This is a genomic window from Rubrivivax soli, assembly GCF_049810355.1.
In the GTDB taxonomy this organism is placed as follows: domain Bacteria; phylum Pseudomonadota; class Gammaproteobacteria; order Burkholderiales; family Burkholderiaceae_C; genus Rubrivivax.
The window spans coordinates 2,222,996-2,244,372 of sequence record NZ_CP187368.1; the positions used below are offsets into that span (position 1 = coordinate 2,222,996).

The window sequence follows — 21,377 nt, forward strand, 5'->3', positions numbered from 1 at the left end:
TGCCCCACAGCAAGCCCGCCGCCCGGCGGGCTTTTTTGTTGCACAGTCGCAGCCCATGAACGACAACCAGCTGCAGCGCTACGCGCGCCATCTCCTGCTCGACGCCATCGGCATCGAGGGCCAGCGCCGGCTGCTCGCCAGCCACGCGCTGGTCATCGGCGCCGGCGGGCTGGGCTCGCCGGCCGCGCTGTACCTGGCCAGCGCCGGCGTCGGCCGCCTCACGGTGGTCGACCACGACACGGTGGACCTCACGAACCTGCAGCGCCAGATCGCGCACGACCTCAGCCGGGTCGGCCAGCCGAAGGCGCAGTCGGTGCGGCACAGCGTGGGTGCCATCAACCCCGACGTGCAGGTGCAGGCCCTGGTGCAGCGCGCCGACGCCGCGCTGCTCGACCGGCTGCTGCCCACGGTGGACGTGGTGCTGGACTGCTGCGACAACTTCCGCACCCGCCACCTCGTCAACGCCGCCTGCGTGCGCCACCGCAGGCCGCTGGTCAGCGGCGCGGCGATCGGCTTCGACGGCCAGGTCTCGGTGTACGACAGCACGCGCGACGGTGCGCCCTGCTACGCCTGCCTGTTCCCGCCCGACGTCGCCTTCGAGGACGTGGCCTGCAGCACGATGGGCGTGTTCGCGCCGCTGGTGGGCATCGTGGGCTGCGTGCAGGCGGCCGAGGCGCTGAAGCTGCTGGCCGGAGCCGGCACGCCGCTGGCCGGGCGCCTGCTGATGCTGGATGCCATGACGATGCGCTGGGACGAGATCGCCGTCGCGCGCCAGCCCGGCTGCAGCGTGTGCGGGTAAGCTGCCGGCCATGACCCAACCGACGACACCGCGCACCGACCTCACCGCGCGCAACTTCCCCACCGCCGAGGAAGAAGCCCTGGTCGCGCACCCGGCCGGCCGCTACGCCGGCCCCGAGAGCGCCTACCGCCTGGCCTTCACCGACACCGCCTTCCTGCTGCGCGAGGAACTGCGCCCGGTGCGGATGCAGCTCGAACTGCTGAAGCCCGAGATGGAGCAGCAGGAGCAGGGCATCCAGTCGACCATCGTCATCTTCGGCAGTGCGCGCATCAAGCCGCCGGAGCAGGCCGCCGAGGCGCTGGCCGCAGCACAAGCCGGCAACGACTCCGCCGCGCTGCGCCGGGCCGAGACCGCCGTGCTGATGAGCCGCTACTACGACGAGGCACGGCGCTTCGCCGCCATCGTCACCGAACGCTCGCGCACGCTCGAGACACCGATCTACGTGGTCACCGGCGGCGGCCCCGGCATCATGGAAGCGGGCAACCGCGGCGCCCACGACGTCGGGGGCAAGAGCATCGGCCTGAACATCGTGCTGCCGCACGAGCAGGCGCCGAACCCGTACATCACGCCCGAGCTGTGCTTCCAGTTCCACTACTTCGCGCTGCGCAAGATGCACTTCGTGATGCGCAGCATCGCGCTGGTGTGCTTCCCCGGCGGCTTCGGCACGCTCGACGAACTGTTCGAGACGATGACCCTGATCCAGACCGGCAAAAGCCGGCCGCGGCCCATCCTGCTGTTCGGCCGCGCCTACTGGGAACAGCTGATCGACTTCCAGCACCTCGTCGACACCGGCATGGTCGGCGCCGGCGACCTGAACCTCTTCACCTACGTCGAGAGCGCCGAGGAAGCCTGGGAACGCCTGGCCGGCTTCTACGGCTTCGATCTACCGCCGACCCAAACAGGCGAGTTCGCCGATGACATCTAACACCCGCATCAGCCTCATCGGTGCGCCCACCGACATCGGCGCCGGCGCGCGCGGCGCCAGCATGGGCCCCGAGGCGCTGCGCGTGGCCGGCATCCAGGCCACGCTGCAGGCGCACGGGCTCGAGGTGCTGGACCGCGGCAACGTCGCCGGCCCCGCCAACCCCTGGCTGCCACCGGTGGACGGCTACCGCCACCTGCACGAGGTGGTGGCCTGGAACCAGGCGGTGCACGCGGCCATGTTCGCGGAACTGCAGGGCGGCCGCCTGCCCATCCTGCTGGGCGGCGACCACTGCCTGGGCATCGGCAGCATCAGCGCGGTGGCCCGCCACTGCCGCGCCACCGGCAAGAAGCTGCGCGTGCTGTGGCTCGATGCACACGCCGACTTCAACACCAGCGTGCTCACGCCCAGCGGCAACATCCACGGCATGCCCGTGGCCTGCCTGTGCGGGCACGGGCCGCAGGAACTCATCGAGATCGGCGGCCACGTGCCCGCCATCCACCCGAAGGTCGTGCGCCAGATCGGCATCCGCAGCGTCGACCCCGGCGAGAAGCGCTTCGTGCACCAGGTCGGGCTCGAGGTCTTCGACATGCGCTACATCGACGAGATGGGCATGCGCCACACGATGGAGCTGGCGCTGGCCACGCTGGACGCCAACACGCACCTGCACGTCAGCTTCGACGTCGACTTCCTCGACCCCGAGATCGCGCCCGGCGTCGGCACCACGGTGCCCGGCGGCCCCACCTACCGCGAGGCGCAGCTGTGCATGGAGATGATCGCCGACACCGGCCGTCTCGCGAGCCTGGACGTGATGGAGCTGAATCCGGCGCTGGACATCCGCAACAAGACGGCCGCGCTGGCGCTGGACCTCATCGAGAGCCTGTTCGGCAAGAGCACGCTGATGCGGGCATGACGGCCGCAGCCGCGCAGGACGCCACGCGATGACCACGCGCTTCGACATCGCCATCGTCGGCGCCGGCATCGCCGGGGTCTCGCTGGCCGCGCGCCTGGCCCCGCGCGCGCGCGTGCTGCTGCTCGAACGCGAGGACCAGCCCGGCAGCCACAGCACCGGCCGCAGCGCCGCGATGTTCATGGAAAGCTACGGCCCGCCGCAGGCGCGTGCGCTCACGCGCGCCAGCCGGGCCACCTACGCGGCGCCGTCGCTGGTGCCCGTGCTGGCGCCGCGCGGCGCGCTGTACGTGGCCTGGCAGGGCCAGGAAGCGCTGCTGGCGGCCATGCAGGCGCAGCACGGCGCCGGCCGGCTGCAGCACCTGGACGCCGCAGCCGTGCTGGCCCGCGTGCCGGTGCTGCGCGCCGACGGCCTGCTCGGCGGCCTGCTGGAGACGGATGCGATGGACATCGACGTGCACGCGCTGCTGCAGGGCTGGCTGGCGCTGGCGCGCCACCACGGCGCGACGCTGTGGACCGGTGCCGAGGTCGACCACCTGCAGCGCGACGCCGCCGGCTGGACGCTGAAGCTGGCCGACGGCCGCGATGCCGAGGCCGCCACCATCGTCAACGCCGCCGGTGCCTGGGCCGACGCGCTGGCCCAGGCCGCCGGCCTGCCGCCGCTGGGGCTGCAGCCGCACCGGCGCAGCGCCTTCAGCTTCGACGCGCCGGCCGGCACCGACCACCGCCGCTGGCCCGTGGTGGCCGGCGTCGACGAGACCTGGTACTTCAAGCCCGACGCCGGCCAGCTGCTCGGGTCGCCGGCCAATGCCGACCCCGTGCCGCCGCACGACGTGCTGCCCGAGGCGCTGGACATCGCGCAGGGCATCGCCAACATCGAGCAGCACAGCACGCTGGTCATCCGCCGTCCGCGCCGCACCTGGGCCGGGCTGCGCACCTTCGCGCCCGACGGCGAACTCGTCATCGGCCCCGATCCGCTGGCCACCGGCTTCTTCTGGCTCGCCGGCCAGGGCGGCTACGGCATCCAGAGCGCCGCCGGCGCCGCGATGCTGGCCGAGGCGCTGCTGCTGCACGAGCCGCTGCCCGAGGCGCTGCGGCACGAAGGCGTGGAGCCGGCGATGATGGCCCCCGCGCGACTGCGCGGTTGAGAGTTCTGCGACTGCGCGGTTGAGAGTTCTGCGACTGCGCGGTTGAGGGTTCTGCGGCTGCGCGGTTGAGGGGTCCGCGCGGCGGCGATCAGGCCGGCACCACGTCGGCGGGCAGCGCCGGCCGCTCGGCCAGCACCACCGGTGGCGCACCGCTGCCGCCGCTGCCGTTCCAGCGTGCCACGGTCAGCTCCATCGCCTGCTCCCAGGCGTCGTCGCCGCCGTCGGGCCATTGCGCCTGCCGCAGCGCGGTCAGCGTCGTCGGCCACTCGGCGTGCGGCGCCTCCCAGCTCAGGCTGCGCAGCCCGGCCGCCTGCACCAGCGCACGCAGCCGCTGCCAGTGCGCGCGCCGCGGGCCGCTGTCGTCCCAGCTCCACTGCCCGCCTTCGAACAGCACGAAGTCCACGGCCATGCCGTACTGGTGGAACGACTGCCAGGGCTCGGCCCCGGTGACCTTCGATCCCGGCCGCGTGCGGCCCTGGGCGTAGAGCCAGGCCTGCCGCTCGGGAGTCCGCCACGCCTCGAACACGCGGAACGGCAGCCCCTCGGCCGCGAACTGCTGCAGCAGGCCGTGCACCGCCTCGCGCATGCGCGGGTGCAGCCGCGACAGGTCGCGGTCCTTCAGGTTGACGTCGACCGCGGCCGCCGCGGCCACCGGCGCGAAGCCCGGGGCCGGGGCCGGGCCCAGGACCGGCGCGGGCGCCGGCACCGCCGTTGCCAGCGGCCGCAGGAACGCCGCCGACACGAAACCGCTGACGCCGGCCGCCGACACCGCGAGCCACCCGCCGGACGCGGGGGCCGTGGACACCACCGGCTGGTGCTGCTTCAGCACCGCGAGCACGCGGCCGTGCTTGCCGGGCTGGTCGCGCAGGTTCAGCGCCGACGCCGTCACTGCATGCAACAAGGGCTGGGCCATGGTTCAGCCCTCCGCCATCAGCTTCTGCAGGGCCGCCGTGTGCGCCTGCAGCTGCTGCACCTGCTGCTGCAGCGCCGCCTGGGCCTCACGCCGCCGTGCCAGCGCGTCACGCGCTTCGGTCTCGCGTGCCGTGCGGTCGGTGCCCGCGCCGGCGGTGGCCACCGCGGCGATGGCCGCCTGCGCGGCGGCAGCGGCGGCATCGACCTGCTGGACGGCAGCGTCGGCCTGCGCCTGCGCCTCCAGCGCCTTCGACAGCAGGTCGCCGGCCTCGCGTGCCTGCGCGGCGTCGGTGGGCAGGGTCTGTGCCTGCAACGCCGCCAGCGTCTCGCGTTCGGCCGCCAGCTGCGTGTCCAGCGCCTCGCGCTCGCGCTGCAGCTGGTCGCGCTCGGTCCCCAGGCCGCCCGCATCGGGGCCGGCCGCAGCCTCGTTGGCGTTGCGCACGCCTTCGGTGGCGCTGCGGGTGCCGAAGTAGAAGCCCACCACCGTGGTCAGCAGCGTCACGATGGAGGTGAGCAGTTGCTTCTGCACGTCGATGGCGTCGGCAGAGCGCCGCATCTCGCGGGTGTACAGGCTGATGCGGGCGTTGGCGCCGGGGTCGGCGGCGCCGTTGGTGCCGGCGGCGCGGCCCGGGCCGCTGACCACGGCGACGAAGCCCTGGGCCTCGTAGCGCTGCACTTCCGCGGCCTTGTCGGCAAAGGCGGCTTCCACGACCTCCACCGGCTTGTCGCTCAGGCGCGGGGCCTGGTCGAAGTGCTGCATGTCGGCGAAGAAGCGCAGCCCGAACACCGCGAACAGCACCATGATGCCCACCGCCAGCAGCGTGCGGATGCTGCCGGACGGCAGGCCGAAGGCCTCGTTCGCGTTGCTGAGGTTCAGCGCGCCGAAGACGACGGCCGTCAGCGTGAGCGTGGCCGTGATGACCACCAGCAGGCCGATGAACCAGAACGCCGACGTGCCCGTGTTGCCGATCGGGCTGAGCAGGCCGCCCGAGACGATGGCCACGCAGACCGCGAGCAGGATGCCGCCGAACAGGACCGTGCGATGGAGGGTGCCACCCATGCTGCGTCTCCCGATGCAGCCCCGGGGCTGCGACACCCGGCACGGTACGGCGGCACCGGCGCGCCGGCATCCACAGCGGATGGGATCAGCGCCCCGAGTCGCCCCCGGGCGCCCCGGGCTGGCGCGCACATTCCTCGAACACGCGCGCCGTGCAGCCCGCGCACACCGCGCCGTCGAGCCGCGGCACGATGGCGGCGATGGCGCTGCGCTTGTCGTCGAACACGTGCTGCGGCCCCAGGCGGTCGAGGAAGCCGCGCTTGCGCCAGGTCGCCAGCACCTCGGGGCGCGGGCGGTGGAAGTACAGGTCGCCGTCCATCGCGCGGCGGCGCAGGTGTTCCTGCTCCCACAGCGTGGCGCCGGCGTCGTCGACGAAGTTCATGCTCTTGGCCATCACCAGCAGGTGGCGCGCAGGCGCGGGTGCGCTGCGCAGCGCCTGCAGCCGCTCGGACACGTGCGCCACCGCGCCGAAGTAGACCGAGCCTTCCATGCGCAGCAGCTTGAGCTGCGGGCATTCGGGGGTGGACGTGCCGTCGATCACCACCATCGGCCGCAGCGCGTCGTGCCGCGTGAAGCCCATCGTGCGCAGCGCCGGGCGCGAGGTGCGGTACAGGTAGCTCACCAGCGACAGACCGACACCGCCCAGCACCGCTTCCTGCAGCGGCAGCACCAGCGTCGCCACCAGCGTGGCGCCGGCGATCGCGGCTTCGCCGCGGTCCTGCTGCAGCAGGCGGCGCCAGTGGTCCCGGTCCACCAGCGTGACGGCCACCCACAGCAGCAGCCCGGCGATGGCCGCCAGCGCCACCCACGCGATCAGCGGTGCCGCGGCCAGCGCCAGCACCAGCACGAACAGCGCCGAAAACACCGCCGCCAGCGGCGTGCGCGCGCCGGCCTCCAGGTTGGGCAGCGAGCGGTTCAGCGAGCCGCTGGACGTGAAGCAGGAGAAGAACGGCCCGACCAGGTTCGACAGGCCCTGGCCCAGGCACTCGCGGTTCACGTCCAGCGGCTGCCCGCTGCGTGCGGCCAGCACCTTGGCGATGGCGATCGTCTGCCCTAGCGACACGATGGTCAGCGCGACCGCGATGCCTGCGAGCCGCGGCACGTCGCCCCACTGCAGCGGCACCCAGCGCCAGCTCGGCCAGGCCTGCGGCAGCGTGCCCACGAAGGCCAGCGGCTGCTGCGCGTAGCGCTGCAGCGCCCAGGCCGCCAGCGAGGCCAGCACCAGCGCCGCCAGCAGCGTGGGCGCACGCGGCCACAGGCGCCGGCCCAGCGCCGCCAGCGCCAGCGTGCCCACGGCGACGCCGGCCGCGGGCGCGTCGTGCAGCAGGTCTTCGGCCGCATGGCCGGCGATCAGCAGCGCGGCGCCGCTGGTGAAGCCCAGCATCACCGACGGCGAGATGAAGTTCGCCAGCAGCCCCAGCCGGAACAGCGCCAGCGCCGTCTGCAGCAGGCCCACCAGCAGCGTCACCACCAGCGCCAGGCGCAGGTGCTCGGCACTGCCGGCCAGGGCCAGCGGCGCCAGCATCGCCGCCAGCGCCAGCGAGACGGCGTTCGTGGGCCCGCTCATCACGACGCGGCTGGAACCCGCCAGCGCCGCCACCACGCAGGGCACGATGGCGGTGTACAGGCCCCAAGCGGGCGGCAGCCCGGCGAGCGCGGCGAAGGCGATCGACTGCGGCAGCGCCAGCACGGCGCCCAGCAGACCCGCCAGGGCGTCGGCGCGCAGCGTGCGGCGGTCGACGTCGAGGACCCAGGGTCCGAACAAGCGCGACAAGATCATCACCGCCGAGCGTAGCACCCGCCCCGGCGGCGACCGCGGCAGCAGCTCAGCCCGCGCGCAGGTAGGTCAGCATGCGGCCCTTGAAGGCGGCCGCTGCAGGTGGGCCGGCACCCGGCCCGTGGTCCAGACGCAGTTCGTGGCGCGTGAATCCCAGCGCGGCCATCTGGCGGTGGAAGCCGGCGCGGTTGCCGCGGTCGGGGTCGACGATCCAGACCTCGGCCGCCGGTGCCGCGTGGCGGCCGATGAAGCCGCCCAGCGCGGCGCTGGCATCGCGGTCGTACAGCAGGTCGCTGCCGATCAGCAGGTCGTAGCGCCCGGTCACGTGGCGCGGGCCGCTGCCGGCCTGCCAGGGGCCGTGGCGGTAGGTCATCGGCGCCAGGCCGTTTAGCCGCAGGTTGTGCCGCAGGAAACCCGCGGCCAGCGGATGGTGGTCGCTGGCCGTGACGTCGGCGCCGCGGCGGTGGCCGACCAGGCTGGCCAGGCCGAGACCGCAGCCCAGCTCCAGGATGCGCTCGCCGGCCCGCAGCGGCCGCGCCGCCAGCCGCGCCGCGAGGAACGCGCCCGACGGCCACAGCAGCCCGAACAGCGGCCAGCCCGCCGACGAGATGCCCAGCCGCTCGGCCTGCCCGCGCGGGTCGAAGAACTGCTGGCGGTCCAGCAGCGAGCGGATCTGCAGATCGGCGACGCCGGCGACGGCGATGCGTTCCTGTTTCGTCAGGTAGCCTGACGCTGCGGGGGCCACGACGAGCCTTGTGCGCGTGAACGCGAGGGGAAGGTTCGCAGGGTAGCAGCCTGGACCGGCCACGTCGCGCGCGTGCTGGCGGCCTGCACCGCGCGGCCGGCCGCGCAGCGCGGGCTGGAGAGCCCGCGCCGCCCCTGCGCCGGCGGCTCAGGCGGTGTGGTGCACCGCCGCCTGCCCGTACACCGGCGTCGGCAGTCCTTCCACCCGCGCCTTCAGCTGCAGCGACAGGAACTGCGAGTAGTGCCGGCTCTGGTGCAGGTTGCCGCCGTGCACCCACAGGTGCGGCACCTGCGTGGGCTTCCACATGTTGCGCAGCTCGCCTTCCCAGGGGCCGGGGTCCTTGGGCGTGTCGGAGCCCAGGCCCCAGACCTTGCCCAGCCGGTCGGCGACCTCGGGCGAGACGAGGTCGGCCAGCCAGCGGTTCATCGAACCGTAGCCGGTTGCGTAGACGAGCACGTCGCAGGGCAGTTCGGTGCCGTCGGTCAGCGTCACGCTGCGCGGGTGGATGCGCTCGATGTTGACGCCGCTCCTGAGCTTGATGCTGCCGTTGGCCACCAGCTCCGACGCGCCGACGTCGATGTAGTAGCCCGAGCCGCGGCGCAGGTACTTCATGAACAGGCCCGAGCCGTCGGCGCCGAAGTCGAGCATGAAGCCGGCCTTCTCGAGGCGGCCGTACAGGTCGGCCTCGCGGCGCTTCATCTCCTCGTACACGGGGATGTGGAAGGTGTGCATGATCTTGTACGGCACGCTGGCGAAGATCAGGTCGCCCTTGTGGTGGTCGATGCCGTTCTTGAGCGCCTGCTCGCTGTACAGCCCGCCCAGCGCCAGTTCCATCAGCGCCGCCGACGGCGCGATGTGGGTGGACGAGCGCTGCACCATCGTGACGTCGACGTCGTTCTCCCACAGCGCGGCGCAGATGTCGTGCGCCGAGTTGTTGGAGCCCAGCACCACCACGCGCTTGCCCTTGCAGGCGTCGGGCCCGGGGTGCTGGCTGGAGTGGTGCTGCTCGCCCAGGAAGCTCTCGGCGCCCGGGATCTTCGGCACGTTGGCGTAGCCCGAGACGCCCAGCGCGATCACCAGTTCCTTCGGCCGCAGCGTCACCGGCCGGCCCTCGCGCAGCACCTGCACCTCCCAGCGCCCGGCGGCCTCGTCCCAGCGGCAGTGCTGGGCCGTGGTGGAGCTCCAGTAGTTCAGCTCCATGATCTTCGTGTAGGCCTCCAGCCAGTCGCCGATCTTGTCCTTGGGCGCGAACACCGGCCAGTCGTCGGGGAAGTTCAGGTACGGCAGGTGGTCGTACCAGACCGGGTCGTGCAGGCACAGGCTCTTGTAGCGGCGGCGCCAGCTGTCGCCGGCGCGTGCGTTCTTCTCGACGATGATGGTCGGCACGCCCAGCCGCCGCAGCCGCGCGCCGAGCGCGATGCCGCCCTGCCCGCCGCCGATCACCACCACGTCGGGCTGGGTCGTGGTGCCCAGCGCCGCCTGCTCGTCGGCGCGCTGCTCGGCCCAGCTCTTGCGCCCCTTGTGCACGCCGTGTTCGGCGCCCGCCACGCGGCGCGTGCCGGTCTTCTCCTCGAAGCCCTTGAGCTCGACCATCGTCGTCAGCAGCGTCCAGGCGCGCGGCTGCCCGCCCGCATCCTGCAGCCGCAGCAGGCCGCGGCCGCGCGACAGCCGGGTCTCGAACGTGAACCAGGCTTCGGTGATGCCGTCGGCCGCGGTGGCCTCGCCGTCGAGCTGCCAGTTCGACGGCGCCACGTCGTCCAGCCGCGCCTGCAGCATCGCGCGGACCTGCGCCGGGCTCTCCTGCGTGCAGATGTTCCAGGTGAAGCTGACCAGGTCGCGCCAGAAGCAGGTGTCGGCGAACAGCGCGACGGCGCCGTCGATGTCACGCGTGGCGAGCGCCTGCTCGAAGCGCGCCAGCCAGTGCCGGGCGGTGGCGGTGGGGGTCGTGTCGGTCATCGTGGGTGTCTCCGTGGTGGGTGCTGCAGCGGGCGCCGTGCGCGCGCCGCCGGCCCCAACAGCGCAAGCGCCGTGCCGCGGCGCCGGTGCCGCAGTGCAGCAACGGTGCCGCTCCCTCGTGCAGCGCAGCGGCAGGCCCCATGAATGCGGCGCTGCAGCACGGCGGCGCGGGCCCCGTGCACCTGTCACAACGCGACAGGTGTCACACCCCGGGTGTGACACCTGCGCCGGCAGCGCCGGGGTCCAGTGCGTTGGGCGAGCGGATGCCCAGGCGATGCATGCGCCGGTACAGGGTCATGCGTGAACAGCCCAGCGCGCGCGCGGCCGCCGACACGTTCCAGTGCGCCGCACGCAGCGCCTGCAGCAGCATCGCGGCGTCGCCGCCGGTCGGCGCCGCCACCGACGGGCCGGCGGGCGCGGCCGGCACGGCGGCGAGCAGCGCGTCCGGCAGGTCGCCCGGCTGCACGGTGCCGTGGCTGCACACGCTGCGCGCGTAGTCGAGCGCGTTGCGCAGCTCGCGCAGGTTGCCGGGCCAGCGGTGGGCCAGCAGCCGCGCGCGCGCGGCCGGGTGCAGCGCCACCGCGGGGCCGTCCTGGGCCAGCAGGCGGTCGACCATCACGCCCAGGTCGCTGCGCTCGCGCAGCGGCGGCAGGTGGAAGTGCGCGCCGTTGATGCGGTAGTACAGGTCGTCGCGGAAGCGCCCTTCGCGCACCAGTGCCTCCAGCGGCGCGTGCGTCGCGGCGATGACGCGGATGTTCACCGCCACCGGCCGCGCCGCGCCCACCGGCAGCACCTCGCGCTCGGCCAGCACGCGCAGCAGCCGCGCCTGCAGCGCACGCGGCATGTCGCCGATCTCGTCGAGGAAGAGCGTGCCGCCGTCGGCTTCCTGGATCAGGCCGCGCTTGGCGCGCGGGCCGGCGCCGGTGAAGCTGCCGGGCAGGTGGCCGAAGAGCTCGCTCTCGATCAGCGCCTCGGGGATGGCCGCGCAGTTCACCGCCACGAAGGGCCGCGCGCGGCGCTCGCTGGCTGCGTGCAGGGCCTTGGCGAAGTACTCCTTGCCGCTGCCGGTCTCGCCGGTGATGAGCAGGCTCACGGGGCTGTTGGCCAGCCGCGCGGCGCGTTCGATCTGGCGCTCCAGCGCCGCGTCGCCGCCCGACAGCGCGGCCAGCGGCGCCGGCACCCGCGGCGCGGCCGGCGGCGGCACCACACGCGCGATGCGCGCCGGCGGGGGCGACGCCAGCAGGAACAGCAGCCGGTGGCCGCCGGCCAGCATCACCGCACGCTGGTCGGCCGGGCGTGCCGCGCCGAAGCGGCCCAGGTCCTCGGCCCGCACCTCCAGCAGCGCGTGCAGCGGCTGGCCGATGAGCGGCCGGCCGCCCGCCCCCGCCGGCCCGGGCTGCGCCTGCAGCAGTTGCTGCGCGCGCCGGTTGTGGCCGATCAGCCGCCCGCCGGCGTCCAGCGCCAGCAGGTACTCGGGGTGCACGTCCAGGAACTGCGGCGCCTGCGACAGCCGCAGCACCCAGTCGTGGCGGAAGCGGTGCAGGAACTGCGCGTCTTCCACGTGCTGCGCGTACAGCTTCACCAGCTGCAGCGCCAGGTGCTGGCTGACCTTGGGCTGCGGCGCGCTCAGCGCCGAGATGTCGAGCACCGCGTTGAGCTCGCCGGTGGGGCCGAACACCGGTGCCGTGGTGCAGGTGAGCGGGATGTGCGTGGCGTCGAAGTGGTCGTCCAGGTGCACCGTGAGCGCCTCGCCGGTGCGGATGCAGGTGCCCACGCCGCAGGTGCCGGCGTGGTGTTCGCTCCAGTCGGCGCCCAGGTACAGGCCGGCCTTGCGCAGGCTGGGTTCGACCACCAGGTCGCCGAGGAAGTCGACCGTGATGCCGCGCGCGTCGGTCAGCAGCACCACGTAGCCCATGCCCGCCACCTGCGCGTACAGCGACTCCAGGCCGTGCCGCGCGATGTGCAGGAAGGCTTCCATCTGGTCCTGGTGCTCGCGCAGCCGGGCCTGCGGCAGGATCACGGCTTCCTGCATGCGCGTGGGGTCCAGCCGGTGTTCGTGCACGCAGCGCTGCCACGAGGCGCGGATGATGGCGTCGTGCGCCTGCGCGCCGGGTGCGGCCAGGCCGTCGGCGGCGACCTGCATCACGGTGGCGATGTGCCGGCGCTGGTGTTCGTGGGCTTGCTGGTGCATGGCGCGGGCTCCGCGGGGCAGGACGGCCTGCACTGTGCGGCGCCGGCCGCGGCTTGGCGACCCCGGGCAAACACCCGGGAACCCGACGCCTGCGCGGCGGCTCAGGTGCGCGGGTTCAGCACCGCGTAGAGCACCATGTCGCACCAGTGGCCGTGCACGTCGCGCTCGTGGCGGCGCAGCAGGCCTTCGTGCTGCATGCCCAGGCTCTCGGCGAAGCGCAGCGCACGCGTGTTGCGGGCGTCGCTCATGGCCTCGATGCGCTGGAAGCCGAGCGCGAAGCACAGGTCGACCACGGCCAGCACGGCCTCGCGCATCAGCCCCTGGCCGCTGCGCTGCAGGTGGCCGACGTAGCCGATCTCGCTGCGGGCGGCGTCGGTGTCGATCGTGTGCACGTCGATGCGGCCGACCCAGGCGCCGCCGGTGTCGTCCACACCGCCGTCGCCACGCGTGAACACGTGGTACGCCAGGTCCTCGCCGGCGGCAAAGCTGCGGGCGTCGTCCTCGCAGAATCGGCGCGCCCAGTCCACGTCGCGCGGCTTCAGGCCCCAGCGCACGAAGCCCAGCGCCGGCATCGACGCCGCCACGCCCTCGGCGAACGCGGGTGCGTGCCCGGCGCGCGGCGCCTCCAGCACCAGGCGCGGCGTGCGCAGCGTGCTCGGCGCGCCCTGCAGGCGCCAGGCGGGCGGTGCGTCCACCAGCGCTACCAGTCGCGCAGCACGTCGGGGCCGCGGGCCTTGGGCGGCCGCGCCGCGGGCGGGCGCGTGGCGGTGCCCATGCCGATCCAGCCCACCAGCGTCTCGCCGGGGCCGCAGAAGGCCGCCACCACGCGCGGGTCGCGTGCCTTGCGGCCCGAGAGCATCTTGCCGGCGAAGCCCATCAGGTGCGCCGCATTGAGAAAGTTCGTCAGCGCGCCGCCCACCGCCATCCACTGCTCGTGCGCCGGCACCTGCGGGTGGCCGAGGTCGATGCGGGCGATGACCGCCACCACCAGCGGCGCCTCGCGCGCGCGCTGGTCGTCCAGCGCCACGGCCTCGGCGTCCTTGCCGGCGTCGACGGCGGCCTGGCGGAACAGCGCCGCCAGCCGCGCGCGCGCTTCGCCGCGCACGGCGGCGAAGCGGAACGGCACCAGCGACGCGTGGTCGGGCGCACGCAGCGCGGCCTCGACCATGCGCGCCAGTTGCGTGTCGTCGGGCGCGGGCTCGGCCAGGTACTTGATGCCCAGCGAGTGGCGGTTCAGCAGGGCCTGCAGGGTGTCTTGCATCGGCGTGGCGGGCGCGAAGTGGGCTGGAAGCCGGTGATTGTGGACGCGCCCGGCGCCGCGGGTTTCAGCGTTCGTCCAGGCTGCCCAACTGCGAGTGCCGCAGCCGGGTCGCCGACAAGGCCCCGGCCGACTCCAGGATCGGATACGCGATCGAGCAGATGTGCGAGTTGATGCGCTTCAGCTCGCTCAGCAGGTCCAGGTGCAGCGAGCTCGTCTCGATGCTCTGCGCCGTGTTGTCCTGCAGCCGCGCGATGTGGTTGGCCGCGTACTCGTGCTCCAGGTCGCGGAAGCGCGCCTTCTCTTCCAGCAGCTTCTGCGCGTCGCGCACGTGGCCGTCGAGGAACACGCTCATGCCCAGCCGCAGGTTGGCGAGCAGCCGCTCGTGCAGGTGGCAGACCTCGGCCATGCCGGCGTCGCTGAGGCTGCGGTTCTTGCGGATCTTCTTGTCCTCGATGTCCTGCACCACGCGCTCGATGATGTCGCCGATCTGCTCCATGTTGATCGTGAAGCTGACGATGTCGGTCCAGCGCCGCCCTTCGCGTTCGCTCAGCGCCTCGCGCGAGATCTGCGTCAGGTAGAACTTGATGGCCGAGTACAGCTCGTCGACCGTGTCGTCCATCTGGCGCAGGCGCTCGGCCAGCGCCAGGTCGTTGCCGCGCAGCACCGGCAGCACGCCGCGCAGCATGGTCTCGACCACGTCGGCCTGGTGCAGCGCCTCGCGCGCGGCGCAGCTGATCGCCAGCGACGGCGTGGCCAGCGCCACCGGGTCGAGGTGCCGCGGGCGGTCGCCGCTGTTGCTGGGCGCCGGCGGCAGCCAGCGCTCCACCAGCCGGCCGACCGGGCCCGTGAAGCCGATGAACAGCGCGGCCACCACCAGGTTGAAGCCCAGGTGGAACAGCACGATCTGCTGCGGCACCGAGTCCACCACCTGCTGCAGCAGCATGTGCGCCTGCGGCAGCAGCGGGATCGCCACCAGCGCGCCCACCGACTTGAAGACGAAGTTGCCCAGCGGCAGCCGGCGCAGTTCGGGCGCGGCGCCGCCGGTGGCCAGCATCGCCAGCACGCCGCTGCCGACGTTGGCGCCCAGCACCAGCCCCAGGGCCACGGTGGTCGGCACCATGCCCTGCGACGCCAGCGTGGAGGTGAGCAGCACGATCGCCAGGCTGGAGTACGAGGCCACCGTCAGCGCTGCGCCGACCACGATGTCCAGCAGCACCTCGTTCGGCAGCGCCACCAGCAGCGCGCGCACCGCCGGGCTCTCGGTCAGTGGCTTCGTCGCCCCCACGATGAGCTGCAGCGCCAGCGTGATCAGCCCCAGGCCGATGAGCACGCGGCCGATGCGCCCGGCCTGGCTGTTCTGGCGGCCGATGAACATCACCACGCCGACGAAGATCAGCAGCGGGCTCAGCCACGACAGGTCGAACGAGAACACCACCGCCATCAGCGCCGTGCCGACGTCGGCCCCCAGCATCGCCGCCAGCGCGGCGCTGCTGGTGACCAGGCCCTTGCCGACGAAGCTGGCGACGATCAGGCAGGTGGCGGTGCTGCTCTGCACCACGCTGGTGACGCCCAGCCCGGCCAGCGCGGCGGCGAAGCGGTTGCTGAAGCTGCCTTGCAGGATGCGGCGCAGGTTCTCGCCGAACACGCGCAGCATGCCGGTGCGCACGATGTGCGTGCCCCAGACCAGCAGCGCGATGGCGGCCAGGAGGTTGAGCAGGTGGACCAAGGTCGGGAGGGGCGCGCGGCAACGAAGCAACCGTTGTACTCCAGCCGCGGCGCGCGCGCAGTGCAGGGCAAGTGGCTAGACTGGTCGGCCATGAAGAATGACCTGCTGCTGATCGGCGTGTCGGCGCGCATCTACTACCCGGCCGGCCCGGTGCTCGACCTCGGCGGCGTCTGGACCAAGACGCTGCACTACCTGGAGCAGTCGGTCGCGCACTGGATCATGCACGGCGGCGCGCTGGCGGTGATGGTGCCGGCGGTCGACTCCCACAGCCTCGTCACGCGCGACGAACTGAACCTGCACGACTACGCCGAGGCGCTCGACGGCCTGGTGCTGCAGGGCGGCAACGACGTCGCGCCCGAGAGCTACGGCGAGGCGCCGCTGGACCCGGCCTGGGCCGGCGACGCGGTGCGCGACCGCTACGAGATGGAGCTGGTCGACGCCTTCGTGCAGGCCGGCAAGCCGGTGTTCGGCATCTGCCGCGGGCTGCAGCTGCTGAACGTGATGTACGGCGGCACGCTGCTGCAGGACATCGCGACCCAGCGGCCCGAGTCGCGGTCGCACCGCGACACCTCCATCTACGAGCGCCACGTGCACCCGGTCGTGGTCGAACCCGGCAGCCGGCTGCAGGCGCTCTACCCGGGCGTGCGGCAGGCCACCGTGAACAGCATCCACCACCAGGGCATCAAGGACCTGGCGCCCGACTTCAGCGTCGAGGCGCGCTGCCCCGAGGACGGCCTGATCGAGGCCGTGCGCTGGCGCGGCCCCAGCTACGTGGCCGCCGTGCAGTGGCACCCCGAGTTCCACGACCGCAACGAGCCGGCGCACTTCGACGACATGCCGCTGCTGAACGACTTCCTGTCGGCAGCACGGGCCGACAGGGCCTGACCCGCTCCGCGTGCCGCTAGCCGCGCAGCAGCGCGCGTGTCGCGGCGGCCACCGGCTCGATCAGCACCAGCCGCGTCGGCACCAGGTCGCGCAGGCCTGCGAACGCCGCGCCGCCCAGCACCAGGGCCTGCGCGCCGCTGCGCTCGGCCTGCGCCACCACCGCCTGCAGCGCGGCACGGCTGCCCGCCGGGTCCTGCACCAGCCGCAGGCCGTTGAACGGCAGTGCGAACACGCCGGCCAGCCACGGCGTGGCACCGAAGTCGGCCACCCTCTGCTGCAAGAGCGGCACCCAGGCCGCGCCGGCGGTGACGATGGCGAAGCGCTGTCCCGCCGCCACCGCCTCGGCCACCGCCGCCTCGGCGAGGCCGGCCACCGGCCGGCGCAGGCCGCGCAACGATTCCAGGCCGGGGTCGCCGAAGCAGGCCAGCAGCACCGCGGCGGCCGGTGGCACGTCGGCCGCAACCTGCGCCGGCAGCGCCGCAGCCGCGGCCGCGAAACGTCCGGCGCTGTCGATCACCGGCGCCCCCTGCTGCGCCGTGCTGCCATGCACCGCCACGCCCGGTGGCACCAGCGCCCGCACCTGGGCCTGCACGGCCGCCGTCATCGCGGCCGTGGTGTTGGGGTTCAGCACCCAGAGGGCAGACGGGGCGGCGGCAGGCACGGTGGACCGGCGGCAGCTCAGCGGCGCGCCGCCCGGGCGGCCTTCTGCCGCGCCTTCCAGTCGGCGCGCAGCACGTCCACCGGGTCGCCGCTGGCGATGTCGGACGACGGCCGCAGCCGGGTCTCGACCAGCGCGAGGTGGCGGTGCATGGCCTTCATCGCCTCGGCGCCGTTGCCGGCCAGCAGCGCCGCGGCGATCTCGGCATGCTCCTCGCAGGCGCAGCGCATCGAGCGCGCCGGCTCGAACAGCGCCACCAGCATCGAGGTGCGGCTGACCAGCTGCCGCAGCGCCTGTTCGACGAAGTCGCTGCCGGCGGCGCGCGCCAGCAGGTAGTGGAACTCGGCCGACAGACGCACCGCCTCGGCACGGTCGCCGCGCTCCATCGCGGCGGCCTCCGTGCGCAGGTGCGCGCGCAGCCGCTCGCCGTCAGCCGCGCCCAGCAGCGGCGCCAGGTGGCCGACGATGCCGCCTTCCAGGATGCGCCGCGCCTCGTACAGCGCCCGCGCCTGCTCCAGCGTCGGCTCGGCGACGAAGGCGCCGCGGTTGGGCACCAGCAGCAGCAGGCGTTCGGTGCCCAGCCGCTGCAGCACCTTGCGCACGCGCTCGCGGCTGACGCCGAAGACCTCCGCCAGCGCCAGCTCGCGCAGCGGCGCGCCCGGCGCCAGCCGGCCCGCCAGCAGGGCGTCGGAGATCACCGCGTGGATCGTGTCGTCGTCGGCAGCCGCCATCGCGGGCGATGATAGTCAGCCGCTGTGCGCCAGCCAGTGCTGCGCGATCTGCGCGCGGGTGGCGATCCAGCAGTCGCCCCGGCCGCGCAGGTGCTGCAGCACCTGCTCCACCGCGCCGATGCGCGCCGGGCGCGTGACCATGCGCAGGTGCAGGCCGACCGACAGCATGCGCGGCCGCGTGGCACCTTCGCGGGCCAGCCAGTCGGCGGCCGCACACACGTACTCGGCGAACTCGCGGCCGGTCGAGAAGCGCTGCGTGTGCTGGAACTGCATGTCGTTGGTGTCGAAGGCATAGGGCAGCACCAGGTGCTGCCGGCCGTCGACCGGCACGAGGTACGGCGTGTCGTCGTTGTAGGCGTCACTGTCGTAGAGGAACCCGCGCTCGACCAGCAGCCGCCGCGTGTGCGGCGTGCTCACCGAGCGCGTGTGCCAGCCCAGCGGGCGCTGCCCGGTGGCGGCGGTGATCGCGGCCACGGTGTCGTCGATGACACGCGCCTCCGCCGCCGCGTCCAGCCCGGCCGCGGTCTGCCAGCGCCAGCCATGGCCCGAGACCTCGTGCCCGCGGTCCACCGCGTCGCGCGCCAGCCAGGGCAGGCGCTGCACCGCGCGGCCGCAGCTGCTCAGCGTGAACGGCGCGCCGTGCGCCGCGAACAGGTCGGCCAGGCGCCACCAGCCCACGCGCGTGCCGTACTCGAAATGGCTGTCGATGCAGGGATCGATGCCGTCCTGGCGGTCGATGACCTCGTAGACGGCTTCGTTGCGCGGGTCGCCGTCGCTGACCGAGAACTCCGCGCCTTCCTCGAAGTTGACGACGAAGGACACCGCCAGCGACCGGCCGTCGGGCCAGCGCAGCGCCGGCAGCTGGCGGCCGTAGCCGAGGAAGTCGCGCTCGCGTGGGTGCATCGTCGTCCGTCCGTGAACCGGCCGCGTCAGTCGGCCTTGATGTTGCGGGCCTTCACCACCTGGGCCCACTTCTGGAACTCGGCGTCCAGGAAGGCCGCCGTCTCCTTGGTGCCGAGGCTCGCGACCTCGCCGCCGACGGCCTCGATGCGGCTGCGGAAGTCGGGCAGCGCCTCGACCTTGCGCAGCTCGGCGTTGAGCTTCTCGACCACCGCGGGCGGCGTCTTCGCCGGCGCCAGCAGCATGTACCAGGCGGTGAAGGCGTAGCCCGGGATGCCGGCCTCAGCCACCGTCGGCACCTCGGGCAGCAGCGGCGAGCGGCGCGGGCCGGTGGTCGCCAGCGCCGTGAGCTTGCCGCTGCGCACCAGCTGCACCGACGAGGTGATGATGTCCACCGACATCGCGGTGCGTCCGCCCATCACGTCCTGCAGCGCCGCGGCCGCCCCCTTGTAGGGCACGTGCAGCAGGTCGACGCCGGCCAGCGCCTCGATCAGCGCCGCGCCGACGTGGCTGGTGCTGCCGATGCCCGAGCTGCCGAACTCCACCGTGCCCGGCCTGGCCTTCGCCAGCGCCAGCAGGTCCTTCAGCGTCTTCGCGGCCACCGACGGGCCCGTGACGACCAGGCTCGGCACGCTGGCCACCATGCCCACCGGCACGAAGTCGGCCGCGGTGTTGTAGGGCAGCTTCGAGAAGATGTACGGGTTCACCGCATGGCCGACGGTGACGATCAGCAGGGTGTTGCCGTCGGGCGCGGCCTTGGCCACATGGTCGCTGCCGAGCACGCCGCCGGCACCGGCGCGGTTGTCGACCACGACCTGGGTGCCCGACACCTCGGTGAGCTTCTGGCCCACCAGGCGCGCGAAGTTGTCGGCGGCGCCGCCGGGCGGGAACGGCACCACGATGCGCAGCGGCTCGGCGCGGGCTGTGCCCGGGCCGCACAGCAGCAGCAGCGGCACCAGCGACAACAGCGGCAGCAGCCGGCGAACAGAGGCAAGACGTGTCATGCGGAACTCCCCCGAGAGCAGACGGCGCAGACGACCCGCGCCAATATTGTGCACAAAGCCGATCTGAATGTGCGCAATCAGGACTGCTAGCAGGGATCGGGCCAGCAGCCTGCAGACCACGGCGCGGATTGCGCACAATCGGCGGCTTCCGCCTTCCGAGGACCTGCCGATGACCCCCCTGCGCCTGCTGCGCCGCCTGAGCGCCCTGCTGTCGATCACGCTCGCCCTGGCCGCCTCCCCGGTGCTGGCACAGGCGCCGGCCGCAGGCAAGACGCTGCGCATCGCCACCGCCTTCGACCCGCAGACGATGGACCCGCAGGCGCTGGCGCTGCTGTACCACACGCGCGTGGCCTTCCAGCTCTACGAGTCGCTGGTGGGCCGCGACGAGAAGTTCGCGCTCGAGCCGGCGCTGGCGCTGTCGTGGACCATGCCCACGCCCACCAGCTGGCGCTTCAAGCTGCGGCCGGACGTGCGCTTCCACGACGGCAGCGCCTTCACCGCCGACGACGCCGTGTTCTCGCTGCAGCGCGCGCTGGCGCCGCCGTCGCAGCGCTCGTTCCAGCTCAAGGGCGTGACCGCCGTGAAGAAGATCGACGCGCTCACCATCGAGCTGCAGCTGGAGCAGCCCGACGCGGTGCTGCCCGAGAAGCTGCAGTACATCGCGATGATGAGCCGCGCCTGGAGCGAACAGCACGGCGTGACGAAGGCGCAGGACTTCAACGCGAAGCAGGAGACGCACGCCGTGCGCAATGCCAACGGCACCGGCCCGTACAGGCTCAAGCGCTACGAACCCGACGTGCGCGCGGTGCTGGAGCGCCACCCCGGCTGGTGGGGCTGGGCCGACGGCAAGCGCCACGGCAACGTGCAGGAGGTGGTGTTCACCGTCATCAAGTCCGACGCCACGCGGCTCGCGGCGCTGGCCTCGGGCGAGGTCGACATGGTGCTGGACCCGCCGTTCCAGGACATCGAGCGCCTGAAGCGCGACGGCCGCATCAGCCTGCTGCAGATCGCCGACCTCGGCCAGCAGTACTTCACCTTCGACCAGGCCCGCGACGAGCTGGAAGGCAGCGACGTGAAGGGCCGCAACCCCTTCAAGGACCTGCGCGTGCGCCAGGCCGTCTACCACGCGCTGAACATCGACCTCATCGTGCAGAAGGTGCTGCGCGGCCAGGGCATCCCCACCGGCGCCTTCCTGTCGCCGCGCGTGGACGGCTCGCCGGCCGAGCTGGACCGGCGCCTGCCGCACGACCCGGCGAAGGCGCGCGCGCTGCTGGCCGCAGCCGGCTACCCCAACGGCTTCAGCATCACGCTGGACTGCGTGAACATCGCCTGGCGCGAAGGCGTGTGCCAGGCCGCCGCGGCGATGCTGACGCAGGTGGGCATCCGCACCACGCTGCGCAGCAGCCCGACGAACCAGTTCTTCCCGAAGCTCACGCAGGGCTCGGCGGCCTTCGTGGAATTCGGCTGGACACCGCAGATCGACGCCTGGGCCTCGTTGAACGCGCTGTTCCGCACCCACGCCGCGGGCGGCCTCGGCACCTTCAACGCCGGTCGCTACAGCAACCCGAAGCTCGATGCGCTGATCGACGCCATGCGGGTCGAGCCCGACCTGACGCGCCGCCGCGCGATGGTGGCCGTGGTGCTGCGCATGCTGGCCGAGGAACTGCCCTACGTGCCGCTGTACCGCCGCACGCTGACCTGGGCGATGGCGAAGAACGTCTCGGCCGTGCAGTGGCCCAGCGACTCGATCGAACTGCGCTGGGTGCGCATGAAGTAGCCGCCGGCCGGCGACGTCA

The 21,377-nt window shown here is 73.2% G+C and carries 19 protein-coding genes; 6 read left to right on the forward strand and 13 right to left on the reverse strand.

Annotated elements, in window-relative coordinates:
• Window positions 1-55: 55 nt before the first annotated feature.
• From ACPOLB_RS10055 to ACPOLB_RS10070, 4 genes are read left to right on the forward strand one after another with little or no spacing between them, the layout of a single operon-like run.
• On the forward strand, window positions 56-799 hold the full coding sequence (locus ACPOLB_RS10055) for a HesA/MoeB/ThiF family protein (RefSeq protein ID WP_425261208.1): 744 nt from the start codon (window positions 56-58) through the stop codon (window positions 797-799).
• A 10-nt stretch (window positions 800-809) separates the two neighbouring features.
• Entirely contained in the window at window positions 810-1,724 is a 915-nt protein-coding gene (locus tag ACPOLB_RS10060) for a TIGR00730 family Rossman fold protein (RefSeq protein WP_425261209.1), read from the forward strand.
• Complete coding sequence (rocF, locus tag ACPOLB_RS10065; protein WP_425261210.1) at window positions 1,714-2,634, forward strand: arginase; 921 nt, start codon at window positions 1,714-1,716, stop codon at window positions 2,632-2,634. Before ACPOLB_RS10060 ends, rocF begins: the two co-directional genes overlap by 11 nt.
• Before the next feature lie 28 nt (window positions 2,635-2,662).
• Window positions 2,663-3,778 (forward strand): NAD(P)/FAD-dependent oxidoreductase, encoded by a 1,116-nt coding sequence (locus ACPOLB_RS10070; protein ID WP_425261211.1) that lies wholly within the window; start codon window positions 2,663-2,665, stop codon window positions 3,776-3,778.
• An 88-nt stretch (window positions 3,779-3,866) separates the two neighbouring features.
• Here the strand turns inward: ACPOLB_RS10070 and ACPOLB_RS10075 are convergent, their stop codons facing one another.
• The 9 genes from ACPOLB_RS10075 to ACPOLB_RS10115 form a co-directional block, all read right to left on the reverse strand.
• Window positions 3,867-4,691 carry a D-alanyl-D-alanine carboxypeptidase family protein gene (locus ACPOLB_RS10075; protein WP_425261212.1) on the reverse strand — a complete coding sequence of 275 codons (825 nt, stop codon included), beginning with the start codon at window positions 4,689-4,691 and terminating at the stop codon, window positions 3,867-3,869.
• A gap of 3 nt (window positions 4,692-4,694) precedes the next feature.
• Window positions 4,695-5,750: a hypothetical protein gene (locus ACPOLB_RS10080; RefSeq protein ID WP_425261213.1), complete on the reverse strand. Its 1,056-nt coding sequence runs from the start codon at window positions 5,748-5,750 to the stop codon at window positions 4,695-4,697.
• Window positions 5,751-5,835: 85 nt separating this feature from the next.
• Entirely contained in the window at window positions 5,836-7,527 is a 1,692-nt protein-coding gene (locus tag ACPOLB_RS10085) for a SulP family inorganic anion transporter (protein ID WP_425261214.1), read from the reverse strand.
• A gap of 46 nt (window positions 7,528-7,573) precedes the next feature.
• On the reverse strand, window positions 7,574-8,269 hold the full coding sequence (locus ACPOLB_RS10090) for a class I SAM-dependent methyltransferase (protein WP_425261216.1): 696 nt from the start codon (window positions 8,267-8,269) through the stop codon (window positions 7,574-7,576).
• A 147-nt stretch (window positions 8,270-8,416) separates the two neighbouring features.
• Entirely contained in the window at window positions 8,417-10,225 is a 1,809-nt protein-coding gene (locus tag ACPOLB_RS10095; RefSeq protein ID WP_425261217.1) for an NAD(P)-binding domain-containing protein, read from the reverse strand.
• Window positions 10,226-10,427: 202 nt separating this feature from the next.
• A complete protein-coding gene (locus tag ACPOLB_RS10100; protein WP_425261219.1) occupies window positions 10,428-12,416 on the reverse strand; it encodes a sigma-54-dependent Fis family transcriptional regulator in 1,989 nt (662 codons plus the stop codon).
• A gap of 101 nt (window positions 12,417-12,517) precedes the next feature.
• A complete protein-coding gene (locus ACPOLB_RS10105; RefSeq protein ID WP_425261220.1) occupies window positions 12,518-13,111 on the reverse strand; it encodes a GNAT family N-acetyltransferase in 594 nt (197 codons plus the stop codon).
• Between the two features lie 5 nt (window positions 13,112-13,116).
• Window positions 13,117-13,677 carry a nitroreductase family protein gene (locus ACPOLB_RS10110; protein ID WP_425261221.1) on the reverse strand — a complete coding sequence of 187 codons (561 nt, stop codon included), beginning with the start codon at window positions 13,675-13,677 and terminating at the stop codon, window positions 13,117-13,119.
• Window positions 13,678-13,741: 64 nt separating this feature from the next.
• A complete protein-coding gene (locus ACPOLB_RS10115; RefSeq protein WP_425261222.1) occupies window positions 13,742-15,403 on the reverse strand; it encodes a Na/Pi cotransporter family protein in 1,662 nt (553 codons plus the stop codon).
• Window positions 15,404-15,493: 90 nt separating this feature from the next.
• Here ACPOLB_RS10115 and ACPOLB_RS10120 point away from each other — a divergent pair, with 90 nt between their 5' ends.
• The gene (locus ACPOLB_RS10120) at window positions 15,494-16,288 is read left to right on the forward strand and encodes a gamma-glutamyl-gamma-aminobutyrate hydrolase family protein (protein WP_425261223.1); all 795 of its coding nucleotides are present in this window, start codon (window positions 15,494-15,496) and stop codon (window positions 16,286-16,288) included.
• A 16-nt stretch (window positions 16,289-16,304) separates the two neighbouring features.
• Here the strand turns inward: ACPOLB_RS10120 and ACPOLB_RS10125 are convergent, their stop codons facing one another.
• From ACPOLB_RS10125 to ACPOLB_RS10140, 4 genes are read right to left on the reverse strand one after another with little or no spacing between them, the layout of a single operon-like run.
• On the reverse strand, window positions 16,305-16,949 hold the full coding sequence (locus ACPOLB_RS10125; protein WP_425261224.1) for an aspartate/glutamate racemase family protein: 645 nt from the start codon (window positions 16,947-16,949) through the stop codon (window positions 16,305-16,307).
• Window positions 16,950-16,966: 17 nt separating this feature from the next.
• A complete protein-coding gene (locus ACPOLB_RS10130; protein WP_425261225.1) occupies window positions 16,967-17,677 on the reverse strand; it encodes a GntR family transcriptional regulator in 711 nt (236 codons plus the stop codon).
• A gap of 15 nt (window positions 17,678-17,692) precedes the next feature.
• The gene (locus ACPOLB_RS10135; RefSeq protein WP_425261226.1) at window positions 17,693-18,580 is read right to left on the reverse strand and encodes a polysaccharide deacetylase family protein; all 888 of its coding nucleotides are present in this window, start codon (window positions 18,578-18,580) and stop codon (window positions 17,693-17,695) included.
• 26 nt (window positions 18,581-18,606) lie between these two features.
• Window positions 18,607-19,581, reverse strand: a complete 975-nt coding sequence (locus ACPOLB_RS10140; protein ID WP_425261227.1) for a tripartite tricarboxylate transporter substrate binding protein — start codon at window positions 19,579-19,581, stop codon at window positions 18,607-18,609.
• A 169-nt stretch (window positions 19,582-19,750) separates the two neighbouring features.
• Between ACPOLB_RS10140 and ACPOLB_RS10145 the strand changes: the two genes are divergently transcribed.
• On the forward strand, window positions 19,751-21,358 hold the full coding sequence (locus ACPOLB_RS10145; RefSeq protein WP_425261229.1) for an ABC transporter substrate-binding protein: 1,608 nt from the start codon (window positions 19,751-19,753) through the stop codon (window positions 21,356-21,358).
• Window positions 21,359-21,377: the final 19 nt, after the last annotated feature.